This is a genomic window from Trinickia sp. HAY1-2D (genome assembly GCF_056754935.1).
The window spans coordinates 2,181,391-2,205,116 of the sequence record NZ_JBPGWX010000002.1 but is presented as its reverse complement, the minus strand read 5'-3'; the positions used below and the strand labels follow the sequence as shown (position 1 = coordinate 2,205,116).

19 protein-coding genes and 2 pseudogenes are annotated in these 23,726 nt (G+C 63.3%); 12 read left to right on the top strand and 9 right to left on the bottom strand.

The window, feature by feature from the left end; translation table 11 throughout:
- From ACR9ZC_RS17440 to ACR9ZC_RS17420, 5 genes are all read left to right on the top strand, one after another.
- Positions 1–180, top strand: a complete 180-nt coding sequence (locus ACR9ZC_RS17440) for a hypothetical protein (RefSeq protein WP_331569726.1) — start codon at positions 1–3, stop codon at positions 178–180.
- A 95-nt stretch (positions 181–275) separates the two neighbouring features.
- Complete coding sequence (locus tag ACR9ZC_RS17435; RefSeq protein WP_481581254.1) at positions 276–1,373, top strand: polyamine ABC transporter substrate-binding protein; 1,098 nt, start codon at positions 276–278, stop codon at positions 1,371–1,373.
- A 90-nt stretch (positions 1,374–1,463) separates the two neighbouring features.
- Complete coding sequence (locus ACR9ZC_RS17430; RefSeq protein ID WP_331569722.1) at positions 1,464–2,618, top strand: ABC transporter ATP-binding protein; 1,155 nt, start codon at positions 1,464–1,466, stop codon at positions 2,616–2,618.
- Positions 2,615–3,544 (top strand): ABC transporter permease subunit, encoded by a 930-nt coding sequence (locus tag ACR9ZC_RS17425; RefSeq protein WP_481581253.1) that lies wholly within the window; start codon positions 2,615–2,617, stop codon positions 3,542–3,544. Before ACR9ZC_RS17430 ends, ACR9ZC_RS17425 begins: the two co-directional genes overlap by 4 nt.
- A complete protein-coding gene (locus tag ACR9ZC_RS17420; protein ID WP_331569920.1) occupies positions 3,544–4,362 on the top strand; it encodes an ABC transporter permease subunit in 819 nt (272 codons plus the stop codon). The genes ACR9ZC_RS17425 and ACR9ZC_RS17420 overlap by 1 nt, the downstream gene beginning before the upstream one ends.
- 31 nt (positions 4,363–4,393) lie before the next feature.
- On the opposite strand, the gene ACR9ZC_RS17415 is transcribed toward ACR9ZC_RS17420, so the two are convergent.
- The 3 genes from ACR9ZC_RS17415 to ACR9ZC_RS17405 are packed head-to-tail and all read right to left on the bottom strand — an operon-like array spanning position 4,394 to position 10,124.
- On the bottom strand, positions 4,394–5,842 hold the full coding sequence (locus ACR9ZC_RS17415; protein ID WP_481581252.1) for an efflux transporter outer membrane subunit: 1,449 nt from the start codon (positions 5,840–5,842) through the stop codon (positions 4,394–4,396).
- Positions 5,843–5,844: 2 nt separating this feature from the next.
- Entirely contained in the window at positions 5,845–8,997 is a 3,153-nt protein-coding gene (locus ACR9ZC_RS17410; RefSeq protein ID WP_481582701.1) for an efflux RND transporter permease subunit, read from the bottom strand.
- A 41-nt stretch (positions 8,998–9,038) separates the two neighbouring features.
- A complete protein-coding gene (locus tag ACR9ZC_RS17405) occupies positions 9,039–10,124 on the bottom strand; it encodes an efflux RND transporter periplasmic adaptor subunit (protein ID WP_481582700.1) in 1,086 nt (361 codons plus the stop codon).
- 262 nt (positions 10,125–10,386) lie between these two features.
- Here ACR9ZC_RS17405 and ACR9ZC_RS17400 point away from each other — a divergent pair, with 262 nt between their 5' ends.
- Both ACR9ZC_RS17400 and ACR9ZC_RS17395 read left to right on the top strand, forming a co-directional pair.
- On the top strand, positions 10,387–10,995 hold the full coding sequence (locus ACR9ZC_RS17400; protein WP_481581251.1) for a TetR/AcrR family transcriptional regulator: 609 nt from the start codon (positions 10,387–10,389) through the stop codon (positions 10,993–10,995).
- Positions 10,996–11,116: 121 nt separating this feature from the next.
- The gene (locus ACR9ZC_RS17395; protein WP_481581250.1) at positions 11,117–12,190 is read left to right on the top strand and encodes a hypothetical protein; all 1,074 of its coding nucleotides are present in this window, start codon (positions 11,117–11,119) and stop codon (positions 12,188–12,190) included.
- 36 nt (positions 12,191–12,226) lie between these two features.
- Here the strand turns inward: ACR9ZC_RS17395 and ACR9ZC_RS17390 are convergent, their stop codons facing one another.
- The 6 genes and pseudogenes from ACR9ZC_RS17390 to ACR9ZC_RS17365 form a co-directional block, all read right to left on the bottom strand.
- Positions 12,227–12,457: a DUF2795 domain-containing protein gene (locus tag ACR9ZC_RS17390; RefSeq protein ID WP_481581249.1), complete on the bottom strand. Its 231-nt coding sequence runs from the start codon at positions 12,455–12,457 to the stop codon at positions 12,227–12,229.
- Between the two features lie 101 nt (positions 12,458–12,558).
- Positions 12,559–12,822, bottom strand: coding sequence for a hypothetical protein (locus ACR9ZC_RS17385; protein WP_331569711.1), 264 nt, complete (start codon positions 12,820–12,822; stop codon positions 12,559–12,561).
- Between the two features lie 92 nt (positions 12,823–12,914).
- A pseudogene (locus ACR9ZC_RS17380) lies at positions 12,915–14,251 on the bottom strand (C45 family autoproteolytic acyltransferase/hydolase).
- A 144-nt stretch (positions 14,252–14,395) separates the two neighbouring features.
- A complete protein-coding gene (locus tag ACR9ZC_RS17375) occupies positions 14,396–16,129 on the bottom strand; it encodes a ClcB-like voltage-gated chloride channel protein (RefSeq protein ID WP_481582699.1) in 1,734 nt (577 codons plus the stop codon).
- Between the two features lie 98 nt (positions 16,130–16,227).
- Positions 16,228–16,962: a glutathione S-transferase gene (locus ACR9ZC_RS17370; RefSeq protein WP_481581248.1), complete on the bottom strand. Its 735-nt coding sequence runs from the start codon at positions 16,960–16,962 to the stop codon at positions 16,228–16,230.
- A 70-nt stretch (positions 16,963–17,032) separates the two neighbouring features.
- A complete protein-coding gene (locus ACR9ZC_RS17365; protein WP_481581247.1) occupies positions 17,033–18,109 on the bottom strand; it encodes a YeiH family protein in 1,077 nt (358 codons plus the stop codon).
- Between the two features lie 111 nt (positions 18,110–18,220).
- Here ACR9ZC_RS17365 and ACR9ZC_RS17360 point away from each other — a divergent pair, with 111 nt between their 5' ends.
- The 5 genes and pseudogenes from ACR9ZC_RS17360 to ACR9ZC_RS17340 all read left to right on the top strand — a co-directional run bounded on the left by ACR9ZC_RS17360 (position 18,221) and on the right by ACR9ZC_RS17340 (position 23,726).
- Entirely contained in the window at positions 18,221–19,138 is a 918-nt protein-coding gene (locus ACR9ZC_RS17360; RefSeq protein WP_481581246.1) for a LysR substrate-binding domain-containing protein, read from the top strand.
- A 350-nt stretch (positions 19,139–19,488) separates the two neighbouring features.
- On the top strand, positions 19,489–20,337 hold the full coding sequence (locus ACR9ZC_RS17355; RefSeq protein WP_481581245.1) for an endonuclease/exonuclease/phosphatase family protein: 849 nt from the start codon (positions 19,489–19,491) through the stop codon (positions 20,335–20,337).
- Positions 20,338–20,636: 299 nt separating this feature from the next.
- A pseudogene (locus ACR9ZC_RS17350) lies at positions 20,637–21,397 on the top strand (sugar phosphate isomerase/epimerase).
- Between the two features lie 26 nt (positions 21,398–21,423).
- Entirely contained in the window at positions 21,424–22,383 is a 960-nt protein-coding gene (locus ACR9ZC_RS17345; protein ID WP_481581244.1) for a sugar kinase, read from the top strand.
- Between the two features lie 56 nt (positions 22,384–22,439).
- Complete coding sequence (locus tag ACR9ZC_RS17340; RefSeq protein WP_481581243.1) at positions 22,440–23,726, top strand: MFS transporter; 1,287 nt, start codon at positions 22,440–22,442, stop codon at positions 23,724–23,726.

Genomic DNA, 23,726 nt, shown 5'->3' with positions numbered 1-23,726 from the left:
ATGGCCGATCCGGTATTTTTTCCGCTGGACACCGCCGTGCAACGGGATAAAATTGCGCCCGTTTTCATCAGTCGCCGACGCCCGTCCATTCATGCGCAGCGGCGCGTCCAGCCGCTGTACCCTTTGCGCGACAGCCGGGCCGAATGCCGCGGTTTTTTTTTGGTCTTGCCTGGCGATTGATGATAGGTTTCGGGTTTTTCAGCGCGCGGCGCGTATCGCGCCGCGATATCGGAACGGGTTGGCACCGGCGCTGGCCGGATGGACCGGAGAGTGGAATGAAAAAACGGGTTCTGGGTGGACTGGCCGTGCTCGCGCTGTGCGCGGCACCGTGGACTGCGTCGCTCGCAAAAGACACGCAACTGAATGTCTATAACTGGTCCGACTACATCGCCAAGGACACGATCCCGAACTTCGAGAAACAAACCGGCATCAAGGTCAAATACGACAACTACGATAGCGACGACACGCTGCAAGCCAAGCTGCTCACGGGCAACTCGGGCTACGACATCGTCGTGCCGACGAGCAACTACGCCGGCAAACAGATCGCGGCCGGCATCTTCGCCCCGCTCGACAAATCGAAACTGCCGAACCTCAAGTATCTCGACCCGCAACTGATGGCGCTCGTGGCCGGCGCCGATCCGGGCAACAAGTATGTGGTGCCCTGGGCCTATGGCACGACGGGCCTTGGCTACAACGTCGACAAGGCAACCAAGATTCTCGGCAAAGTCCCGCTCGATAACTGGGACGTCCTCTTCAAGCCCGAGAACATTTCCAAACTCAAGGCGTGCGGCGTGTCGGTGCTCGATGCGCCGGATCAGGTCTTCGCGGCTGCGCTCCACTATATCGGCAAGGATCCGATGAGCACGAACCCGGCTGACTACCAGGCGGCGATGACCATGCTCAAGAAGATCCGCCCGTACATCACGCAGTTCAACTCGTCGGGCTATATCAACGATATGGTCGGCGGCGATATCTGCTTCGCCTACGGCTGGTCCGGTGACGTCGTGATCGCCAAGCATCGCGCGCAGGAGGCGAAGAAGCCTTACAAGATCGAGTACTACATTCCGAAGGGCGGGGCACCGATCTGGTTCGACGTGATGGCGATTCCGAAAGACGCGAAACACAAGGGAGCGGCGCTCGAGTGGATCAATTACATCGAAGATCCGAAGGTGCATGCCGCGATTACGAACGCGGTGTATTACCCGAGCGCCAATGCAGAAGCGCGCAAGTACGTGGACAAAAACATCGCCGACGATCCGGCGGTTTATCCGCCCGCCGATGTGGTCAAGACACTGTTCCTCTTGAAACCGTTGCCCGCCGATATCCAGCGTCTGCAAACGCGGCTCTGGACGGAGTTCAAGTCGGGCCGTTAAGAGAACATTTAGCCGGCATGTAATCTCGAAAGCCCCCGGACCGGAGCCGGGGGCTTTGTACGTCAAACGATTCGAATCAAGCGGAAGACCATGAGCGATCAGCCGAGCTCGCAGGCCCCAAGCGGCGCGCGGGCCCCATCGTCAGTAACGGCCTCGGCCGAGGACTTCGTCCAGATCGTGGATGTCGTCAAGAACTTCGGCGAGACCGTTGCCGTGCGCAACGTCAGCTTGTCGGTCGCGAAGGGCGAACTCTTTGCGCTACTCGGCAGTTCGGGGTGTGGCAAGTCGACGCTGCTGAGAATGCTGGCCGGGCTCGAGACCGTCACGTCGGGAAAGATCTTGATCGACGGCGAAGATCTGGCGCTGATGCCGCCGTACCGGCGCCCGGTCAACATGATGTTCCAGTCGTATGCGCTTTTTCCGCATATGACGGTCGAATCGAACGTCGCATTCGGTCTCAAGCAGGAGGGCGTGCCGAAGGCCGAATTGAAGGAGCGGGTGCAAGCGGCGCTCGATCTCGTTCAAATGGGCCGTTTCGCCAAGCGCAAGCCGCATCAGCTGTCGGGCGGCCAGCAACAGCGCGTGGCGCTCGCGCGCTCGCTCGTGAAACGGCCGAAGCTGCTGTTGCTGGATGAGCCGATGTCGGCGCTCGACAAGCAGATTCGCCAGCGCACGCAAATCGAGCTCGTCAATATCCTCGAGCGCGTTGGGGTGACCTGCATCATGGTCACGCACGATCAGGAGGAAGCGATGACGATGGCTGGCCGGCTCGCCGTCATGAGCGAGGGAAGGATCGTGCAACTGGGTACGCCCAACGAGGTCTACGAGTATCCCAATACGCGCTTTTCCGCGGAATTCATCGGGTCGACGAATCTTTTCGACGGGCACGTCGTCGAGGACGAGCCCGATCACATATTCGTCGAGACCTCCGAACTGCCGTGCCGGATGTACGTCAACCACGGCATTACAGGTCCGCTCGGCATGCCGGTCACCATTTCGGTGCGTCCCGAACGTGTCGCGCTCACGCGCAAACCGCCCGAGGGCGCCTACAACTGGGGGCGCGGCGTGGTGTCGAACATTGCTTATCTCGGCGGCTACTCGCTCTATCATGTGAAGCTCGATTCGGGCAAGACGGTCATCGCGAACGTCACGAGCCTCGCGCTTTCGGAGATCGATACGCCCACCTGGGGCGACGAGATCTACGTGCGCTGGAGCGCTTCGGCCGGGGTGGTGCTGACAGCATGAAAAACGCTCTGACTTCGTTGGCCGCATGGCCGGCGCGGCGCTTGCGGCTCACCGGCAGTACGGCGGTCGTCGCCGGGCCGTTCATCTGGCTGCTGCTTTTTTTCTTCGTGCCGTTTCTGCTCGTCGTCAAGATCAGCTTCGCGGAGCTGCAGCTCGGTATTCCGCCTTACTCCGAGCTCGTGGCGTTCAAGGAAGGTGTCATCCAGATATCGTTGAACATCGCGCATTACGCGTTTCTGTTCAGCGACAGCCTTTATTTCGCGACCTACGTCAACTCGGTGGTCGTAGCCGCGGTCACAACGCTGTTGTGCCTGCTGCTCGGCTACCCGATGGCGTATTACATCGCCCGCTCCGCCCCCGGGGCACGCAATCTGCTGATGATGGCCGTCATGCTGCCGTTCTGGACGTCGTTCCTGATTCGCGTCTACGCGTGGGTCGGCATTCTCAAGAACAACGGGCTGCTCAACAACTTTTTGATGACGATCGGCCTCATCCACACGCCGATCGAGCTTTATCGGACGAACGTCGCCGTCTATATCGGCATGGTCTATTCGTATCTGCCGTTTCTCGTGATGCCGCTCTATGCGCATCTCGTGAAGATGGATCTGACGCTGCTGGAGGCGGCATACGACCTTGGCGCGAAGCCATGGAGAGCGTTCGTCCAGATCACGCTGCCGCTATCGAAGAACGGCATCATCGCCGGATGCCTGCTCGTGTTCATCCCCGCGGTGGGCGAGTACGTGATCCCCGAGCTCCTCGGCGGCGCGAATACGTTGATGATCGGCCGCGTCATGTGGAACGAATTCTTCAATAACGCCGACTGGCCCATGGCATCGGCGGTGACCTGCGCGATGGTGCTGCTGCTTCTCGTTCCGATGGCGATGTTCCAGCACTATCAGGCCAAACAACTCGAAGCGCACCGATGATCAAACCGAATCGCACGTTGCAGCTGATCGCGCTCGGCATCGGCTTCGCGTTTCTTTACATTCCGATCCTGAGCCTCGTCGTCTATTCGTTCAACGAGTCTCAGCTCGTCACCGTCTGGACGCGTTTTTCGACGCGCTGGTACGCCGCGCTCGTACAGGATGACGAACTGATCGCGTCATTCTGGCTTTCGCTGCGCATTGCGTTGCTGACGGCATTCGCTTCGGTTTTCATCGGTACCTGGGCGGGCTTCGTACTGGCGCGCATGGGCCGCTTTCGCGGCTTCACGCTCTTTACCGGGATGATCAATGCGCCGCTCGTCATCCCCGAGGTCATTCAGGGCATTTCGCTGCTGTTGCTGTTCATCGAAATGGGCAAGTGGCTCGGTTGGCCCGAAGGGCGCGGTCTCGTCACGATCTGGATCGGCCATGTCATGCTCTGCATGTCCTATGTCGCCATCATCGTGCAGTCGCGCGTACGCGATCTGAACCCCTCGCTCGAAGAGGCGGCGCTCGACCTCGGCGCGACGCCGTTGAAGGTGTTTTTCACGATCACGCTGCCGCTCATCTCGCAGGCGCTCATGGCCGGCTGGCTGCTGTCGTTCACGCTCTCGATCGACGATCTCGTGCTGTCGGCATTTCTTTCGGGGCCCGGATCGACGACGCTGCCCCTCGTCGTTTTCTCGCGGGTCCGGCTCGGGCTCAATCCCGAAATGAACGCGCTCGCAACGCTTTTCATCGCCGTCGTCACGATCGGCGTGATCGTCATCAACTACTTCATGTCGAGGGCCGAGAGGCGGCGCCTCGAAGGCGTCGCCTGATCGGTGTGCGCCGGATTGCCCGGTTCGCGTGTCAGGAGCGCTCGTCCGCCGGCACTTCGCCCATTGCCTGGAAGAGGCTTGCGGTATCGGTCAGGCGCCGGCTGGTCGCGCGAATCGCATCGAGCTCCGCGTTCAGATATTGCTGTTCGCTCGCACGTTCGGCCGAGGGCGGTAACGCCCCGAGTCGGTGCCGCGCGGCAGTCTCCTCGAAGCCGGTGCGCGAGGCCCCGGCAGCCGTGTCCGCCGATGCGAGCGTTTCAGCATCATGCTCGAGTGCCGCGAGCGTGTCGGCTACGTTCTGGAAAGCCGAGAGCACGGTCGCTTTGTACTGCAGCACGGCTGCGTCGTAGTTGTCGATCGCGGCTCGGCGCTGCGCGCGCAGTGCCCCGCCGTGAAAAAGCGGCTGAGAAAGCCCGGCGCCGATGCTCCACACGGCGCCGGCGCCCGACAGCGCTTTGGCCCACGAGAAGCCGCTTTGCCCCATGCTTGCCGAGAGCGAAACGCTGGGGAACAGTTGCGCCGTTGCCACTCCGACATCCGCCGCGGCCGCCTTGAGTGTGGCGTCGGCGGCGCGGATGTCGGGACGCGAGCGCAACAGCTCGGACGGCAGCACCACGGGTACGCGCTCGGGCAACGCGAAGCTCTCCAGCGCCGGCACGGGGGGCGCGGCGTCGGGCGTGCGGCCCAACAGCACGGCGAGGGCATGCGCGGCCGCGGCGCGCTGTTGGCGCAACCCGGGCAAATTGGCCGCGAGCGACGCGGCGCTTTGCTTCGACGTCAGCGCCTGGGCATGCGAGACGGCGCCCAGCGCATAGCGGCGTTCATCCTCGCGCGCCGTGTCGTTGGCGAGTGCCACGAGCCGCTCCGTCACGGCGATTTGACGGTCGAGCGCGGCGACGTTGATGACGGAGCCGACGATATTGGCCGCAAGCGCACGCCGTGCCGCATCGAGCTGAAACGCCTGCTGGTTCACCCGCGCACGCAATTCCGCATTTGCGTAGCGCACGGCGCCGAAAAGATCGAACGTATAGCTCGCTTCCACCTGCCCCACGAACACGTTGTAGAGGACGGTATTCGGTCCGGCGGTGGGAATGCCGAGCGCCCGTTCGCGTGTTGCCTGTGCGCCGGCGTCAACGTGCGGCAGCAATGACGAACCGATCTGTGCGCGCAGTTGCTCGTGCGCGGCGGCGAGCGATTTTTCGGCTGCGGCAAGCGTCTGACTGTTGCGCAGACCCTCATCGACGAGCGCGTCGAGCGCATCCGAGCGATAAAGCCGCCACCATTGGGGCACCGGTTCAGCGCCCATCTCGAACTGCTGGGCAACACCGCCAGCCGTCGCCGTGCGCGGCGGTTGCGGTGCCGCGCCATATTGGGCGGGCGATGGCATCGCGGGCGGTGCGCCGTTCGGACCGAACGAACAGCCGGCCAGTGCGGATGCGATGGCCGCGGTGAGAACAACGCGACTCGAGGCGGAATTCATCGTCAGTTCCCCGTATGCTCAGTACCGGACGGCAGAGGATCGCGCTCGTCGCGCCGCACCCTGAACCACGCCGCGTAAAGCGCCGGCAAATAGAAAAGTGTCAGGATCGTCGCGCTCGTGATGCCGCCCATCAAGGCGGTGGCCATTGGCCCGAAAAAATTCGAGCGCAGCAGCGGAATCAGCGCGAGCACCGCGGCCGCCGCGGTCAGCGTGATCGGGCGGAAGCGGCGGACGGTGGCGCCGATAATGGCATCGACGCGCCGATGCCCGGCCGCGATATCCTGCTCGATCTGGTCGACGAGGATGACCGAGTTGCGCATGATGATGCCGAACATCGCAATGACCCCGAGCGTGGCCACGAAACCGAACGGCTTGCCGAACAGCAGCAGTGTCGCGACGACACCGATCAGTCCCAACGGCGCGGTCAGCACGACCATCAGGACGCGCGCGAAGCTCTGCAGCTGAATCATCAGCAGCGTCAATACGGCGATCGCCATCAGCGGCATTTGCGCGTTGATCGACGACTGGCCCTTCGCGCTTTCCTCCACCGATCCACCGACCTCGATCCGGTAGCCGAGCGGCAACCGGGCCCGTTCGGCACGCAGCGCGCGATCGATGGTGTTCGTGACGTCGATGCCCTGCGCGTTGCCGCGCACGTCGGCTTGGACAGTGATGGTCGGCTGACGGTCGCGCTCCCAGATGACGCCGTATTCGAGCGTCGCGCGCATATGGCCGAGCGACGCGAGCGGCACCGGTCCGTTCGGAGTCGGCATCGCGAGGCTCGTCAGCCTTGCGGGGTCGACGCGTTCGCTCTTGGGTGCGCGCAGCTCGACACCGATCAGCTTGTCGCGCTCGCGATACTGCGTGACGGTATAGCCCGAGAGCGTCATCGCAAGAAAATTCGATACGTCTTGCGACGTCACGCCGAGTTCATGCGCTTTCATCTGGTCGATCTCGAACGACAGAGACCGTTCCGCGGGCTCGTCCCAATCGAATTGAACATTGCGCGTGCGCGTGTCGGCACGGACCATGGAGGCGACCTTCTCGGCAATGGAGCGCACCGTCGCGATGTCATCGCCGCTCACGCGGAACTGGATCGGAAAGCCCACGGGCGGCCCGTTCTCGAGCCGCGACAAGCGCGTGCGCACGCCGGGGAATTGGTTTTCGAGCTGCGTATCGAGCCAGCGGGCGAGCTTCTCGCGGTCCTCGACGGATTTGGCAGTCACCACGAATTGCGCGAAGTTCGGCTGCTGCAGTTGTTGATCGAGCGGGAGATAAAAGCGCGGGGCACCCGTGCCGACGAAGTCCACCAAGTGGTCGATTTCAGGGCGCCCATCGAGCGTCTTCTCGAGGCGCTTGGCCTCGCGCAACGTCGCCTCGAACGACGCGCCTTCCGGCAGCCGCATATCGACGAGCAGCTCGGGGCGATCCGAACTCGGAAAGAATTGCTGCGGCACGAGCGAGAACCCGGCCAGCGCGATGACGAAGAGCAAGACGGTGATGCTCAGCACGATGGCGCGCCGCTCGACGCACCACGCGACCCAGACGGACAACCGGCGATAAAAGCGCGTGTCGTAGATATCCACGTGATGCGCGTCGTCCGCCGCGGCGCCGTCGCCGCCCGCGTCCGTGCCATGCGGGTTGCGCTTGCGCTCGGTCAGCAGGTGATAGCCGAGCAGCGGAATCAGCACCACGGCGGCGAACCACGATGCGATCAGCGCGATCGCCGAGACTTCGAAGATCGAGCGGGTATATTCGCCGGTACTCGATTTGGCGAGCGCGATCGGCAAGAAGCCCGAAACGGTGACGAGGGTACCCGTCAACATCGGAAATGCAGTGCTCGTATACGCGTACGCCGCGGAGCGCGTCCGATTCCAGCCCTGTTCGAGCTTCACGGCCATCATCTCGACGGCGATGATCGCATCGTCGACGAGCAGCCCGAGTGCCAGCACGAGCGTGCCGAGCGAAACCTTGTGCAGGCCGATATCGAAGAGGGACATGAACAGCGCCGTGACGGCCAGCACGATCGGAATCGAAATGGCGACCACCATCCCGGTTCGCAGACCCAGCGAGATCAGGCTCACGATCAACACGATCGCGACGGCTTCGCCGACCGCTTCCAGAAAGTCGTTCACCGAATGCGATACTGCATGCGGCATGCTCGATACCTCGGTGAGCTCGAGCCCGGCCGGCAGATGCATGCGCAACTCGTCGCGCTTGGCATCGAGCGCTTTTCCGAGGCGAATCACGTCGCCGCCCGGCTGCATCGTGATGCCGATGCCGAGTACCGCCTGGTGGTTGCCGCGCATCTGCGTCACGGGCGGGTCGTCGTAACCGCGCGTGATCTTGGCGATATCGCCGAGGCGGAACATGCGCTGGTTGATCGTGATGAGCGTATTGGCGAGCGCCTCGACATCGCGGAATTGTCCGCTCGGACGGACGAACACGCGGTCGACACCCGTCGTGACGGTGCCGGCCGGCGACACGGCGTTTTGTGCGTTGATGGCCTCGGCCAGCTGTTGTGGCGAGATGTTCAAACGCGTGAGCTGTGCGTTCGATATCTCGATGAAGACGTGCTGATCCGGGTCCCCGAAATAGTCGACTTTCGCCACGCCGGGCACGCGCAGCAGGACCGTGCGCAATTGATCGGCGTAGTCATGCAACTGGGCCGGCGTGAAGCCGTCGCCTTGGAGCGTATAGACGTTCGTGTAAACATCGCCGAACTCGTCATTGAAGAACGGGCCGACGGTCCCCGGAGGTAGCGTGGCGGCAATGTCGCCCACCTTCTTGCGAATCTGATACCACGTTTCCGGCACGTCCTTGACCGGAGCGGAGTCCTTCATCGTGAAAAAAATCATCGACTCGCCGGGGCGAGAGTAACTGCGCTGGAAGTCGACGTGCGGCTCTTCCTGCAGCTTGCGACCGATACGGTCTGTGATCTGCTCTTGCACCTGCCGAGCCGTCGCGCCGGGCCAGAGCGTACGAATCACCATCACGCGGAACGTGAACGGCGGATCTTCGGATTGTGCGAGCCGCGTGTAGGCGAGGATGCCTGCCAGCGTCGCGAGCGTGATGAGGAAGATCACGAGCGCCTGATGGCGAAGCGCCCATGCGGACAGATTGAAACGGTCTTCCTGCGGGGACGGGGCCGGCATCGATTGCGGCAGGCCGTCGGAATCGTTGGGGCGATCGACGCTCATGACGCAAAATCCTCGGGATGCAACGGCGCGACCGCGCGGACGTGTTCGCCCGCGCTGACGGCGTGGACGCCTTGCAGCACCACGCGCTCGCCATCGCGAAGTCCCGAGGCGACGGAGATCGTGCGTTCGTCGTAGCGCACGACTTGTATCGGACGAAGCTCGAGCGTATCGCTGCCCGCGCGCACGACCCACACGGCCGGCCGCTCGCCGATGTGAAAGAGCGCGGTGGCGGGCAGGGTGAACGGATGCGCGACCGACGTATCGCCGGACGTTTCGAACGCGACGTTCGCGGTCATGCCGAGCTTGAGCGCGGGCGTCGGCGCCTGCAGCGTGAGCTTGACGCGGTAAGTGCGGCTTTGCGGATCGGCGGCCGGCGAGACTTCGCGCACCCGTGCCGCAAACGTCTGGCCCGGCAAAGCCGGCAGACTCACCCGCGCCGTGTGGCCGACGGCAAGCGAGGGCAGCAAGCGTTCGGGCGCATCGCAGACGACATCGATCTCGCCGCTCCACGCCAGTTGGTAGACAGCCTGACCCACCGACACGTTTTGGCCCGTATCGGCGTTTTCAGCCGTGATAACGCCCGCATGATCGGCCGTGAGCGTGGCATATCGGAGCTGATCGGCAGCCAGCGCACGTTGGGCTTGCGCGGCATCGCGCTGCGCCGCGGCCGCCGCATAAGCGTCTTGCGTTTGTTCGAGCTGCGCGGGCGCGATGAGGTTTTCGTGCGCCTGGGCGCGATCGCGATCGAGCTGCTGTTTCGCATAGACGAGCCGGTGCTGCGCCGCGTCGAGCTGCGCTTGCGCGTTCGCGACGTTCTTTTGCACGTCCGCCGGATCCAGGCTCGCCAATACTTGCCCGGGCTTGACCGTATCGCCGAGACGCACGCGTCGCTCGACGATCTTGCCCGCGACGCGGAATGAAAGCGGCGTGCTGTACCGTGCCTGCACCTGGCCGGGCAGCGAGGCGACCGGTGCGCGACCGTCCGGATGCACCGCAATCGCCACGACGGGCTTGATCGGAGGCACGGCGGCTTCCCGCGGATGGCAGCCGGCGAGCGCCAGGGCGCAGCATACCGATGCCAGAACGCTATATCGGCGCGGGGACGAAGCGGCGCGACGCGACGACGCGCGCACGCCATTCGGCGCGCCATGATCGGAACGATCCACGAAGCCCTCGAAAGCAGATGAAAGGTGAAGAAAAAGCGCCGCAGCGTAAACCGCGCAAGCGCGGCCGGTCAGCCGCACCGGGGGAAAGTTGTCTCAAATTTGCGAGTGCATTCTAATACAGGTGTGTATTGGAATGCAAAGGCGGATTTTCCGGTCTGGCAGTGCTACACTGTGGGATATGAAACGAAAACGCCTGACCCGCGAGCAGAGCAAGGACCAGACGCGCGAGCGCTTGATCGACTCGGCGCGCACGATGTTTATCAAAAAGGGGTATGTCGCAACGAGCGTCGAGGACATCGCGTCGGCGGCCGGCTATACGCGTGGCGCCTTCTATTCGAACTTCGACGGCAAGTCCGAGTTGCTGATCGAACTGCTGCGCCGCGACCACGACCGGATGGATGCCGATTTCCAAGCGATCATGCAAGACGGCGGCACGAAAGCGGAGATCGAAACGCGCGTCATGACCTACTACAGCCAGATGATTCGGGACGACCGTTGCTTTCCGCTCTGGGTCGAGGCGAAACTGCTGGCGGGCCGCGACGCCAAATTCCGCGCCCGTTTCAACGCGTTTAGAAACGAGAAGCTCGAGCAGATCGCAGCGTACATCCGCGCTTTTTCGGAGCAGGTGGGCAGCGAGCTGCCGTTGCCGGCCGAAACGCTGGCGCTCGGGCTCGTGAGCCTTTGCGACGGCCTGCAGTTCTTTCGCATGTGCGATCCCCAGCAGTTCACCGATGAGATAACCGAATCGGTCCTCGCGGGCTTCTTCCAACGGGTCCTGGTTGGCTGAAAGCGCTTCGAGTCTGCAATATCGAGATATTTCTCAGAGATTTGCGCGTCGGCGATGACTAAAACTAGGCGAGTGAAAACGAGCGAATGCGCTCGCTTCGCCAACGTTAAAGGAGTCGACGATGGGACAAGAAGACAGGTATGAGGATGCCAGGCGACGACTGCGGCTGATGATGGAAGCCCGGACGCCCTCGCCACAAACCGGGAATCTGCATCGGGATCTCGAGATTCTGCAGGCGATGTTGCTTCTGCTCAAAGGCGCGCAAGACATTCGCGCGATGCAGTCCGGGTTGGGCACCAGCTACGAAGAATCCAAGCAGCTCGTCTATACCCTGATCGAGACGAAACCGAAGTTCACGCGAGCCAAAGCGGGCGCGCTCGCCGATACCGTTGGGCAGCTCGTGACCTCGGCCGTGCCGACGGCGATCAATGCAGCGGGACAGCTCGTCGCGAAAGCCACTGGCAGCGAGACGGTCGGCAAGGTCTTCGAAGGGGGCAAACAAGTCCACGATGTGACCGACGCCACCATCAGCGCGGTAGGAACGTTTGTCGCGGTTCAGCCGATGGTCAGCACCGTAATGAGCACGACCAACAGCTCGCTTGTGCAACAGTGCATGACGTGGTGGATGAGCGCCAACGCCGCTGCGAATGCGACAACGCTCGCAAACGGTTATCTCAGCGTTCTCAGCCATATCACGACCGTCATCTCGGTGCTCGTGACGGGCAGCAAGCTCGATCCCCTGCTGGCACTCCAGGACCGCTACCGCGGTACGTGCAGTTGCTGCGGCGAGGCGGCCAATATTGCGCAGGAATGGATGAAGGGGGCGTCGTCGTCGGCCGCCGGCCTGCATCCGCTCGTGGGGCTCCCGCTGGCGACTTACGGTGCGCTCGACAAAGGCGGCCACTATGTCGCAAAAAAGCTTGCTGCGAGGAAAGGCAAGGAACGCCACCGGGACGGGTACTACAGCGCTTGCGCGCTCTGGGGCGCCGCGCAGCCGAACCCGACGGAGCACGAGGTGTTCAAATACCGCTTCCCCCATGTCCTGGGCCAGGATGGCCGCTGCCCGATTGCCATGCTCATTCTCGCGACCTTGTTCGGACGAGGAAACCTTCCGGAAGGTGCGGCGAAGGCGGTTGCCGCGATCGTCTCGAACCGGGCGAGCGCAGTCGAGAAGATCAAAGGCCTGATAGGCTAGACGGCACCGGACATCGCCGGCCGGGGCGGCTCGCCGTCAAACGCTGACGCCGGGCCCGTAGTTGCTGCCGATCAGCCGCGTGACCGCATCGACGTCGGCGTAGTCCTGTTCAGGCAACCCGTCGAGAATCGCCAGCAGTTCATTGCTCGCGCCGACATCGCGAGCAATGTCGACGATCTCGTCCTTGTTCGCCGGAAAGGACACCGCATGCAGTACATCCGCGATCTGAAGATCGATGGGTTCGTCCGGGACCGCGGGTGTCGACATGATGAGCATGCTCCTTTGGCAGTATGGGGCGCCGCCCGCCGACATGCGGCGGCGGCTCTGTTGCGGCTCGATTGCGGTCCTCCGGGCTTCGGGGGCCGTCTTCAGGTTTGCGCCTGTCGCTCGTGCGGACCAAAGCGGGCCGCGAGGCCGTGCGGTTTCGGCAATTCGATGCGGCTCCAATGCTGGGGTCCCGGCCCGGTGCCGGCCAGCACATGCGGCGCGGGCGGTGCCACGGGCGGCGCGTTGATTCGCGCCGCGGCGAGCGCGGCGCGTGCCGTCAGGCTGTCGAGCGCCGCCGTATGGTTGGGTGCGGCGAAGCACGATGCCGAAAGCAATGCCATGGTCGTCAGTGTCGAGACTTTCATGACTCGACCTCCTTCTCGATGCGACATGCAGCCTTTGAGTCGTCTTCCGACCGGCAAACGCAGCATGCCGCGTGCCCGGGGCAGGGCGTGCCCTAGCGCAGCACTTCGAAGCGCGTCCAGGGCCACGAGGGCCTGTCGCGCATGTAACCGTTGAGCCAATTCCACTGTGGGTGGCGTTTCATGAACGCCTGTGCATCGAACGGGCGGCCGCAGGGATGCCCCCAGCGCGCCCAGAACGCGAGATCGCGCGCCATTTCGCTGTCGACGACTTTGCCATCGTTCGCCCCCAAGGATTGAACGGCCCGTGGTCGTGACCGGCGAAGCGCGCGTCGTCGAGTTCGAGATGCCCGCAGATGGTGCGCGAGCAAGGATTGTCGTCGCGGTCCAGATAGACATCGTGGTGATCGGCGATCATTTCCTTTGCGAGCTCGGCGTCGATCTTGCCGTGATGGATGTCGGCCAACTGCATGAAACGCAGGCGGCGCGCTCCGTTTTTACGAACGTCGGTATAGTCTTCGCCCTCGCCAATGCACTCCTGATTGCGAATCTTCAAATTCGTGGCGGTATTGCAACCACTATAGAAGCCGTCCTTGGTGCTTTCGAACCCGCGGGCGTGCAGCCCGAGTTCGAAACGAGCGATTTCGCCTGTTTTCAAATCGCCCAGCAACCAGCTGTTCGCATAGCCGCCGTTGTTCGACAGCGCGAACATGTCGCACCACTCGCCGATCGAATTGGCGTATTGCGTCGCACGCCGCGAACGGTAGAACTCCGGCGCGCCCGATGGGTTGTACCCGGCGAAGTTCGAGATCGTCGTTTCGGTCACCATGAGGCCGGCCGACGTCAGCCAGAAGTCCGTCAGACTCGAAATGCAGCCGGGCAGGCCCTGCATCAGAATGCGGTGTCCCGCGTCGGGGACGATATCGAATACCACGTTGAATGCATCGCCCGCCGCGTAGCGGTCCCACGAGTTGTGGGCCATGACGATGCGGCCATCGCGGGTTGCGCTGCCGGTCGCAATGAATGCGCTGCAGTGATGCCCCCGCCGGCCGCGCCAGGGCTTGATGCCGGCCGAGGGATCCCGTGCCGCCGCCTGGGTCGGCCACCAGCTTTGCAGCAGGTCCATATAGCCGTTCCATGCGAGCACGTCGGCGAACGGCAATTTTGCACCGTCGGCGATGCCCTGAATTTCGTCCAGGTATTCGGTATCGAGCTTGCGCGAAAACTGTTCGACGGCAGCACGCGTGAACGTTTCGAATTCTTCCCCGGTATCCCAGCGGGCGAGATATTTGGCGGTGCGGATCGCGTTGTGGATTTCCGCGGCCAACACTTTGCCGTGCTGCTCGCCACGGTCGTACGGCTCGCCTTCAATATGGACGAAAATCCATCCCGCGTGGTCGCGGCGCACGGCATCGAGGAACGGCTCGCTCATCTTCGCTCCGGATCGACGAATCGGCCGGGAGAACGCTCACCCGGTGCGTTGCGCACGGTACCGCGTCGTTGCCCAGCTTCCGTTTCATTGTAGAGAAATTGCCGAGCTTTGCCATCCGGGCCATCACGCGCGGCCCATGCTCCATCAGATTGCCGGATTCATCCGACGGTACGCGTCGAGCAAGGCGGTTTTGTAGACCGCCCCCATCAAGGTCGGCTCCTCCGCGCTCGCGACGACGGGCAGCCGTTCGCCCTGAAAGGCCAGAAAACGCTGCAATGCAACGCTGATCGGCATATCGGGCGTCAGCGTCGCAAATTCGGGCTGCAAATAATCGGCCGCGGTGCGCGACGCGGTGTCGCGCTTCTCGAGTAGATCGGAGGTGATGTGCTTCAGCGCGACCACGCCAAGGAAACGGCCCTCCGCATCGACGACGTAGAGGTACTTGACGGGATATTCGAGGAAGATTCGCGTCATCTCGCGCACGCTGGCAGTAAGCGGCACGACGGTATCCGCGGGCTGGATGAGCTCGCGCATCTGCGTTGCCCGCAGGCGCATCCGTTCTTGTTCGTCCGCGTGGCGGCGCAGCGTGATGTCGTACATCGATGCGTTGCCGATGGCACGGGCGACGAAATACGCCACGACGCAAGACAGCATCAGCGGCAACACGACCTGATAGCTGAGCGTCATCTCGAAGATCATGAGGATCGCCATCAGCGGCGCCTGCGTCGCACCGGCCAGAAACGCGCCCATGCCGACCATCGCGTAGGCGAACGCGCCCGAGGTGCCGTGCGGCCAAAGCGCATGTACGCCAAGTCCGAACAGCGAGCCCAGCGTCGCGCCGACGAACAGCGTCGGCGTGAATACGCCGCCGATCGCGCCGGAGCCCACCGTCGCCGCCGTGGCTACGAGCTTGCAGGCGAGGACGACGACGAGCGCCGTCCAGGTCCAGGGCGAGTGCAGAATCGAATTGACGACGCTGTACCCATTGCCCCAGACCTCCGGGACCCAGATGGAGATGAGCCCGACGACGAGTCCGCCGAGGGCGAGCCGCAACGGCAGGGATACGGGCAGCCTGCGAAACTGTGTGCGTGCGAGATCGATGAGCCGCAGGAACTGCGGCGCCGCCGCACCGCACAGAAAGCCCAGCGCAACGAAAAGCAGCACCTCGAGACCGGCGATGGGCGGGAATTCCGGCATTTCATAAGGCGGCCGATAGCCCGCGAACTCGCGCATCGTAATATTCGCGACGACGGAGGCCACCACCACGGGGCCGAAGTTCTCCATTGCGATCGACCCGAGTACGATCTCGGTGACGAAGAACGCGCCCGCGATCGGTGCGTTATACGCTGAAGTGATGCCGGCCGCCGCGCCGCAGGCGACGAGCAGACGCAAGCGCTGCGAATCGAAATGGACGAGGCGGCCGATGATCGAGCCGGCGAGGGCGGCCAACTGAACCATCGGGCCTTCCCGGCCGATCGAGCCGCCGAAGCCGATGGTGAAAAGCGCCGAAACGCTGCGCCACGCGCTCTGCCAGACCGGCACGACACCATCGCCGATCGCGATCGCTTCCATATAGTCCGAATTCGCCGGCCCGCTGGCCCGACGCTGCGAGAGCATCAGGATGCCGCCCGCGATCAGGCCGCCGGCCGCGGGCAGCCAGAGCCGCACGGTCCACGGCAGCGCGCGCGCCATTTCGACTAAGCCGCTGGCCCGCCCGGAGATCGCCCATTGGAGCAGATCGATGCAGCGCCGAAAGGCGATTGTGGCGAAGGCGCCGAGCAAACCCGTGGCGACGGCCCACAACAACATCGTATGGGCCTCGGACAGGCGAAACACGGCTTGAGCGCGGGTACGCAGGCGGAGCAGGAATGAAAGCACGTCGGCGGTGGCGGATTGCGTCGAGCGCAAGGATAGCATCGCCTTTTCGGCGCGCGCGTCGCCATTTCGCACCGCAGCCTTGTCGGAAGACGACATCGTCAGCGCACGTCCTTGTCGAGTTCGGGGTAATGCCTGAAGATGCCGGTCTCGTTGAACGGCAGGCGTCGTTCGGAGGCGAGATAAGCGGCGATGTTCGGGCGCTCGGCGACGGCGTCATGCAACGCGGCGAGGCCGGGATAGCGGGCGGAGAACCGCTTCATCGCACGTGGAAACGCGTAGCGCAGCCCCTCGATCAGCTGGAACATCGATAAATCGACGTAGGTCAGGCTGTCGCCCACCATATATCGGGCGCCGTTGGGGTTTTGTGCCAGAACGCGCTGGAAGTACCCCATGAACTTCGGCAGGCGGTGCTCGATGAAATCGGCCGCGCGGGCATGGGCGGCATCCTTTTGCTCCTCGTAATAGCGCCCGGTGGCAATCGGATGATGAGTATCGTGGACCTCGGTGACCATATCGGCGATCGTCAGTTGCAGGCCGTGCACGACATAGCGAAGTTCGTCCTTCGGCGCGAGATGAAGCTTCGGTCCGAGATAGAGCAGGATGTTGGCGGTGTGCGGCACGATCAGATCCCCGTCTTTGAGAAAAGGCGGGGCGAACGGAACTTGCGGCTCGGTTTTGCTCGACATGACCTCCAGCATGGCGCTCTCGCCATACCCATCCTCGGCACGGCCGCGGGCGACATCGATATAGGGCGCGCGCGACTCCTCGAGCGCCAGGCGGACGAACTCGCCGCGGCCTTGCAAGCCGTTCCAGTAATGCAGTTCATAAGCCATCGATTTCTCCTTTGAAACGAGCGGTGGCGCCAAGGCGCCGTCGCTTTGATCGCTCCGCGAGGCGGTTCGTTCAGCCCAGGTACCGTTGAACGCCCCAGGTGATGGCCAGTCCCGCGACGCTCAGCCATAGATAGAGGACGAGACCCGTTGCCAACGCACGCGGGCCGGCACGGCGGACGTGCACGAGTCGCGTTTCGATTCCGAGCGCGGTCATGGCCATCGTCAGTGCGAAGGTATCGAGCGCGTTGGCTGCCAGAACGACCCCATGCGGCAACGCATGCAGGGAATTGGCGAGCACGCAGGCCAGAAAGCCCAACGCGAACCAGGGGACCGCCAGCCTGGCCGCGCGCGGTCGATCGGCATGGGCGCGCGCGTCCGAGCGCATGAGCCAGGCACTGACCATGAGGAGAACGGGTACGAGCAGCATCACGCGCGTCATCTTGACGATCGTCGCCACATGCGTCGCCGCCGGGCTGACCTCGCTCGCAGCGCCGACTACTTGCGCGACTTCATGGATCGTACCGCCGAAATACAGCCCCACCCCGGTCGTATCGAGATGCAGCCAGCCCGCGCGGTACGCCAACGGATAAAGGAGCATGGAAAGCGTGCCGAACAGCACCACGCTCCCCACGGCAACGGCACTTTTTTCGGGCTTCGACTGCAGCGTCGATTCGAACGCGAGCACCGCGGCCGCCCCGCAAATCGCACTACCGGCGGCGGTCAGCATCGCGGTGTCGCGGTCGAGCTTGAATAGCCGCATACCGATCCAGGTTCCCACAGCGAGTGTGCTGAGCACCACCAGGACAGACACGGCGAGGCCAGGCAAGCCCACCTGAGCAATTTCCTGCAGGCTCACCCGTAGCCCGAAGAACGCAACCGCGATTCTCAGCAGGCGGCGTGCAGCGAAGTTGACTCCACTGGCCCACTGGGCAGGCATCCCGGCCCGCAGTGTGTTGCCGTAGATTGCGCCGGCCACGATGCCTACGATCAACGGACTCACGCCCAACGCGGCGAGCGACGGCAGAGCGGCAAGCCGTGTTACGGCGGCGGCGAACAGTGCAACGAAAAGGAGACCGTTCAGATGGCCCTGTTTGTCGGACCCCCCAGGCGTTGCGGCAGGAAAAGAAAATTGGGAGGAGTGAGACATCGAGGTGCCTTCAGCGGGAAGAGGAACAGGGTTTATGGTATTTCGACCATATCGATATGAAAAATTGTCATTTGCGACGTAATATATCGGCTGTACCGATATATGTCGCCAATGACCCCTGACCAACTGATAACCTTCGCCGCCGTTGCCGAGCATCTGAATATCAGCCATGCCGCGGGCGCACTTCATTTGTCGCAGCCCGCCGTCTCGGGCCAACTGAGGCAATTGCAGGACGAGTTCGGCGAGCCGCTTTACCGGCGGCACGGCAGGGGCGTACAGCTGACACCTGCCGGTCAGCAGCTTGCCCAGTACGCGCGGCACGTGAGCGACGCATACCGGCAGGCCCACGCTTATCGCGACGCATTGCGAGGTCTCGCGCGTGGGAGCCTGCGCGTGGGCGCGAGCACCACCCTTGCAAGCTATCTATTGCCGTACCTGATCGCCGCGTTTCAGCGACGTTTTCCGGATGTGACCGTGATGACGTCGGGCGGCAACACCGCCGACATCGTCGCCGCGCTGCAGACGCTCGACGTCGCAATGGTCGAGGGCCCGCCAGGGGCGGGCCTGCCGCCGGGAACCGGGCTTCGCGGCTGGGGCGAGGACGAGATCGTGGCCATCGTGCCGGCGGATCACCCGCTTGCCGGGTCGTCCGACGGGGCGGTTGGCACGGTCAGTTTCGGTGCGTTGAGCGCTTTTCCCATCGTGTTGCGTGAAGAGGGCTCCGGCGTGCGGCAGATCGTCGAGCAGGCATTCGCAGCGGCCAGCCTGCCGATGCACGTGGCGCTCAGGGTAGCGGGCGTCGAAGGTGTGAAAGAAGCGGTGCGGGCCGGCATGGGCGTCGGTTTCGTCTCGGCGCTGGCGATGCGCCACGAGGATGGGGCGTTACGAGCGCTTTCGCTGGCACCGCAGCCGCTGACACGTCGGTTTTCGATTCTCGTGCCGCATGAAGACGCCCGATCCCGTGTCGCCACGGCATTCATCGATATGTGTCTGTCGGACGTGACGCCCGGGGACAAGGGCTCTCGATAATGGTGGGCAATCCGGACGAGCGAGCCGATCGACGACCACTTCGCATATGCGTTCCGCTTTTCAGTTGCGCTCCTCCCATGTGGGCCGTAGCTGATACGTTTTAGTGATTTGTTCCAGCGGGATGCGTTTCCATAGCGGGGTGCGGGGGATTTATGTCAGATCGGCATATAGGCAGTTTGTCTTCTTACCATCGGGTCAGTGATCAAGCCGGGTGCGGCAGGGCTAACGACTCATCGCCGACACAGGCATTCACCCCGACCCCGGCACCTTACGCCTCTGGCCAGATACCGCGTCTTTTGGCGCCCCTCCATAGTCGTCCTCGTATCGACCGGGCGGTGCCGCGCGCCCACATGGCACGAGAAAGCGGCGGCACCGAGGAGCGAAACCTAACCCTGGTCACATGGAATATTGCCGGAGGACGGACCGTGCGTTCTCAGGCGGGTACGTTCGATTACGATGCTGAAGACTTGAGGTATTTCATCGATCAGATCGGCGAAATCGATCCAGATATCGCTTGCTTGCAGGAATCCCATATTTCCAACAGCACAGGATCGCTGGCAGAGAAAATGGCGGATGCGCTTGGCATGTCACACGTGAGCGAGGTGTCCATGCACCCTTCGCATATCGACTCTCGGCAGCAATTGGCGAATGCCATAATTTCCAAGCATCCGTTGAGCCAAGAGAGTTGGCGCTTGCCGGATCCGCAATTCCCGATTCATATCGATGGAAAGGAGGTCCGGCCCTTACCCCGGCACTTATTGCTGGCACGCTTGCACGAGTCGACAGTTTCGGTTGCTACCGTGCATACAAACCCCGATAAATTCCTGGGATTCGATTACGAGCAGGGCGTAGGCACTACACACGCTGCCGGCGTGGCGCAGTGCTTTGACGAATGTTTGCCGTCTAAGTCGCTACTGTTCGCCGGTGATTTGAATACGGATAATCCCGCTGTGTTTTCGAGTTTCGTTGAGCCGCGTCGCCTACGTGACGCACTGCCTGATGCTCCGACAGTGCCGTCGTGGGGCAGTAAGCCGGATCATATTCTTTATTCACCGGAGTTTCATGTGGCTGCATCGGGCATCGTCCGTACGGAAAAGGCGGACCATTACCTGTCGTGGGCGCAGTTTAAATATACCGAGACGAGACGCTCTCCTCCTGATGCGGTCACCGTGCCAAAGCAACACGACCGGACATCGTAATTGTCGCGCATCGGATATCAAGCGCCCCCGCAGCAAGCCGCGGGATATGAGCGGCGCTTTTCCAGGCAGCCGATTTCCCACCGGTCAATGCCGCGAGCGCAGCGCCCAATCCCGCGTCGCCACGGCGTTCATCGATATGTGCCTGTCCGAAGCGACGCCCGGAGCTAAGGGCTTTCCATAATGGCGAGAAACCCGGGTGTGCGAGCATCATTCGCAAGTCGGGCCGTCGGTGCCCGTTTTTTTGGATTGCTGGTGGAACCGGTTCCAAACGATCGCGCAACGCGTCAAATGGGTGTCCGATGACTGAGATCGTGATCGTTGCGAATGCGTTCGGTGCGGATCCGGTCTGGCGCAGCGGACATTCCCCCTGGCTGGGCGTCGCGGCGGACGCAGGTGCTCACGGCTTCGAAGTGCGGCGGGAGCTTTTTGCGAGCGACGCCGATGCCAGTCACGAAGCGCTCGCCAGGCTGGGCGCCGAGGCGCGCAAACGTGGCCTGTGGTGCGTCTACTCGACGCCGGCGTGCCTGTATATCGAAGGGCGGCTCGACCACCACGCGTTGGCGACGGCGCAGGCCGAGGCGGACGCGCTGGGGCCCGATACTTCAAACTGCAGCTGGGCACATTCACCGGGCGGGCGAATGCCGCCGCCATTGCGCGCATCTGCGCTCAGGGGCGCGCGCGCCTTCTCGTCGAGAACGGTCAACGCGCAATCGACGACACACTCGCGCGCTTCGTGGCATTGTTCGATGCTCTCGCTGAAGAGGGGGCACCCGATGTACTCGGCATGACCTTCGACATCGGCAACTGGCAGTGGGCTGGCGAAGCACCGCTCGCGGCGGCCCAGGCCCTCGCCGAACATGTCGAGTACATCCATTGCAAAGGGGTCACGGGAAGTGGAGCGCGCCGTTTTGCGTGCGCGCCCGCGGCCGACGATCCGTTTTTCCCCTCGATTTTCGCGATCCTGCCGCGGCGCGTGCCGCGAGCGATCGAATTTCCGCTCGCCGAGCAAGGCGTGGCCGACGACGCGCGCCGACGCGTTGCATGGTTGGCCGCGACCTAAACACAGTCATGACCTGGGAGTCTTCGATGTCCTTTTCTCTCGATGTCCTCACCTACGGCGAAGCGATGGCGCTTTTCGTCGCGGATGAGCCGGGGCCGCTCGCGGAGGTGAACCGGTTCACGAAGCGAATCGCCGGGGCGGATCTGAACGTGGCCATCGGCCTGGCCCGGCTCGGCTTCAAGGTAGGCTGGATGAGCCGCGTCGGCGACGATTCTTTCGGCCGCTATGTGCTCGATACCCTCGCCAAGGAGGGCATCGACGCGGGCCGCGTGAGCGTGGACGGACGGTACCCGACCGGATTCCAATTGAAATCGAAGCAGGATGACGGCCGCGATCCGGCTGTCGAATATTTCCGCAGGGGATCGGCCGCGAGCCACGTGTCGATCGACGACTATTCGCCCGAGTACGCGTTGGCGGCACGGCATTTGCACTTGACGGGCGTCGCGCCCGCCATTTCCGCCTCGTCGCACGAACTTGCGTTTCACCTCGCACGCGAAATGCGGGAGGCGGGCAAGTCGATCTCGTTCGATCCGAATCTGCGGCCGACGTTGTGGCCCTCCCGCGAAGCCATGGTGACATCGCTGAACCGGCTCGCCACGCTTGCCGACTGGGTGCTGCCGGGCCTCGAGGAGGGCACGGTTCTGACGGGCTTCACGAAACCCGAAGACATTGCGGCCTGTTACCTCGATGCGGGCGCGCGCGGCGTCGTCGTCAAGCTGGGCGCGCGCGGCGCCTATTACCGCACTGCCGAATCGTCGGGGTACGCCGCGGCCGCACCGGTGGCGCAAGTCGTCGATACCGTCGGCGCGGGCGACGGGTTCGCCGTGGGCGTCATCAGTGCGTTGCTCGAAGGCCGGGCGTTGCCGGAAGCGGTGGCGCGCGGAAATTGCATCGGTGCGCTGGCGGTCCAGGTGATCGGCGATTCGGAAGGATTTCCGACGCGCGGCGAGCTCGACCGGATCGAACGGATCGCTGCCCCCGCATGACGTAACGAAGGCTCGGCGCGCCCCGCGCCAAGCCTGTTCACATGGAGGAGACACCTATGCCCGCAAACCTGGCCCCCCGCCGCTGGTGGGCGATCATGCCGATCGTCTTCATCACCTACAGCCTCGCTTATCTCGATCGCGCGAACTACGGCTTCGCGTCGGCCGCCGGCATCAACAAGGATCTCGGCGTCAGCGCGGGATTGTCTTCGCTGATCGGCGCGCTCTTTTTTCTCGGCTATTTTTTCTTCCAGATTCCGGGCGCCATCTATGCCGAGCGGCGTAGCGTGCGCAAGCTCGTTTTCGTCAGCCTGATTCTGTGGGGCGCGTGCGCGGCGCTGACCGGTGTCGTCGCCAACGTTCCTTCGCTCATCGCCATTCGCTTCCTGCTCGGTGTCGTCGAAGCCGCGGTCATGCCGGCCATGCTGATCTTCATCAGCAACTGGTTCACGCGGGCCGAGCGATCGCGCGCCAACACGTTCCTCATCCTCGGCAATCCCGTCACGGTGCTCTGGATGTCGGTCGTATCGGGCTACCTCGTGCATGCGTTCGGGTGGCGCGAAATGTTCATCGCGGAGGGCTTTCCCGCCGTTATCTGGGCGTTTTGCTGGTGGGCGCTTGCGCGCGACACCCCGCGCGAGGTGAAGTGGCTGAGCGCCGAAGACAAGCGCCGCATCGACGCGGCGCTCGCGGCCGAGCAAGCGACGATCAAACCCGTGCGCAATTACGCCGAAGCGTTTCGCTCGCCCGCCGTCGTCAAGCTCTGCGCGCAGTATTTCTGCTGGAGCATCGGCGTCTACGGATTCGTCCTTTGGCTGCCGTCGATCCTGAAGAACGGCTCGGCACTCGGCATGGTGGCAACGGGCTGGCTGTCGGCGCTGCCGTATCTGATGGCGACCATCGCGATGCTCGTCGTTTCGTGGGCATCGGACAAGCTGCGCGTGCGCAAGGCGTTCGTGTGGCCGAGCCTGCTCATCGGCGCAGCGGCGTTCGCGGCATCCTACGCGCTCGGCAGCACGCATTTCTGGCTCTCGTATGCGATGCTCGTCATCGCGGGCGCGGCGATGTATGCGCCCTATGGGCCGTTTTTCGCCATCGTTCCCGAACTGCTGCCGAAGAACGTGGCGGGTGGCGCGATGGCTCTCATCAACAGCATGGGCGCGCTCGGCTCGTTCGTCGGCTCGTATTTCGTCGGCTATCTGAATGGTGCGACTGGCTCGCCGGCTGCGTCGTATGCCTTCATGAGCGCGGCGCTCGTCGCGTCGGTCCTGCTGACACTTGCGGTCAAGGCTCAGCCTGAAGCCAGCGCAGCGCTTGGCGCACATGCACATGCGTCGGGAAAGTGA

Coding starts and splice junctions, on each gene's coding strand:
- ACR9ZC_RS17430 (WP_331569722.1), top strand. CDS start 1,464: ATGAGCGATCAGCCGAGCTCGCAGGCCCCAAGCGGCGCGCGGGCCCCA.
- ACR9ZC_RS17365 (WP_481581247.1), bottom strand. CDS start 18,109: ATGTCTCACTCCTCCCAATTTTCTTTTCCTGCCGCAACGCCTGGGGGG.
- ACR9ZC_RS17410 (WP_481582701.1), bottom strand. CDS start 8,997: ATGCCGGCCCCGTCCCCGCAGGAAGACCGTTTCAATCTGTCCGCATGG.
- ACR9ZC_RS17370 (WP_481581248.1), bottom strand. CDS start 16,962: ATGGCTTATGAACTGCATTACTGGAACGGCTTGCAAGGCCGCGGCGAG.
- ACR9ZC_RS17435 (WP_481581254.1), top strand. CDS start 276: ATGAAAAAACGGGTTCTGGGTGGACTGGCCGTGCTCGCGCTGTGCGCG.
- ACR9ZC_RS17400 (WP_481581251.1), top strand. CDS start 10,387: ATGAAACGAAAACGCCTGACCCGCGAGCAGAGCAAGGACCAGACGCGC.
- ACR9ZC_RS17395 (WP_481581250.1), top strand. CDS start 11,117: ATGGGACAAGAAGACAGGTATGAGGATGCCAGGCGACGACTGCGGCTG.
- ACR9ZC_RS17385 (WP_331569711.1), bottom strand. CDS start 12,822: ATGAAAGTCTCGACACTGACGACCATGGCATTGCTTTCGGCATCGTGC.
- ACR9ZC_RS17360 (WP_481581246.1), top strand. CDS start 18,221: ATGACCCCTGACCAACTGATAACCTTCGCCGCCGTTGCCGAGCATCTG.
- ACR9ZC_RS17415 (WP_481581252.1), bottom strand. CDS start 5,842: ATGAATTCCGCCTCGAGTCGCGTTGTTCTCACCGCGGCCATCGCATCC.
- ACR9ZC_RS17425 (WP_481581253.1), top strand. CDS start 2,615: ATGAAAAACGCTCTGACTTCGTTGGCCGCATGGCCGGCGCGGCGCTTG.
- ACR9ZC_RS17355 (WP_481581245.1), top strand. CDS start 19,489: ATGGCACGAGAAAGCGGCGGCACCGAGGAGCGAAACCTAACCCTGGTC.
- ACR9ZC_RS17440 (WP_331569726.1), top strand. CDS start 1: ATGGCCGATCCGGTATTTTTTCCGCTGGACACCGCCGTGCAACGGGAT.
- ACR9ZC_RS17340 (WP_481581243.1), top strand. CDS start 22,440: ATGCCCGCAAACCTGGCCCCCCGCCGCTGGTGGGCGATCATGCCGATC.
- ACR9ZC_RS17345 (WP_481581244.1), top strand. CDS start 21,424: ATGTCCTTTTCTCTCGATGTCCTCACCTACGGCGAAGCGATGGCGCTT.
- ACR9ZC_RS17390 (WP_481581249.1), bottom strand. CDS start 12,457: ATGTCGACACCCGCGGTCCCGGACGAACCCATCGATCTTCAGATCGCG.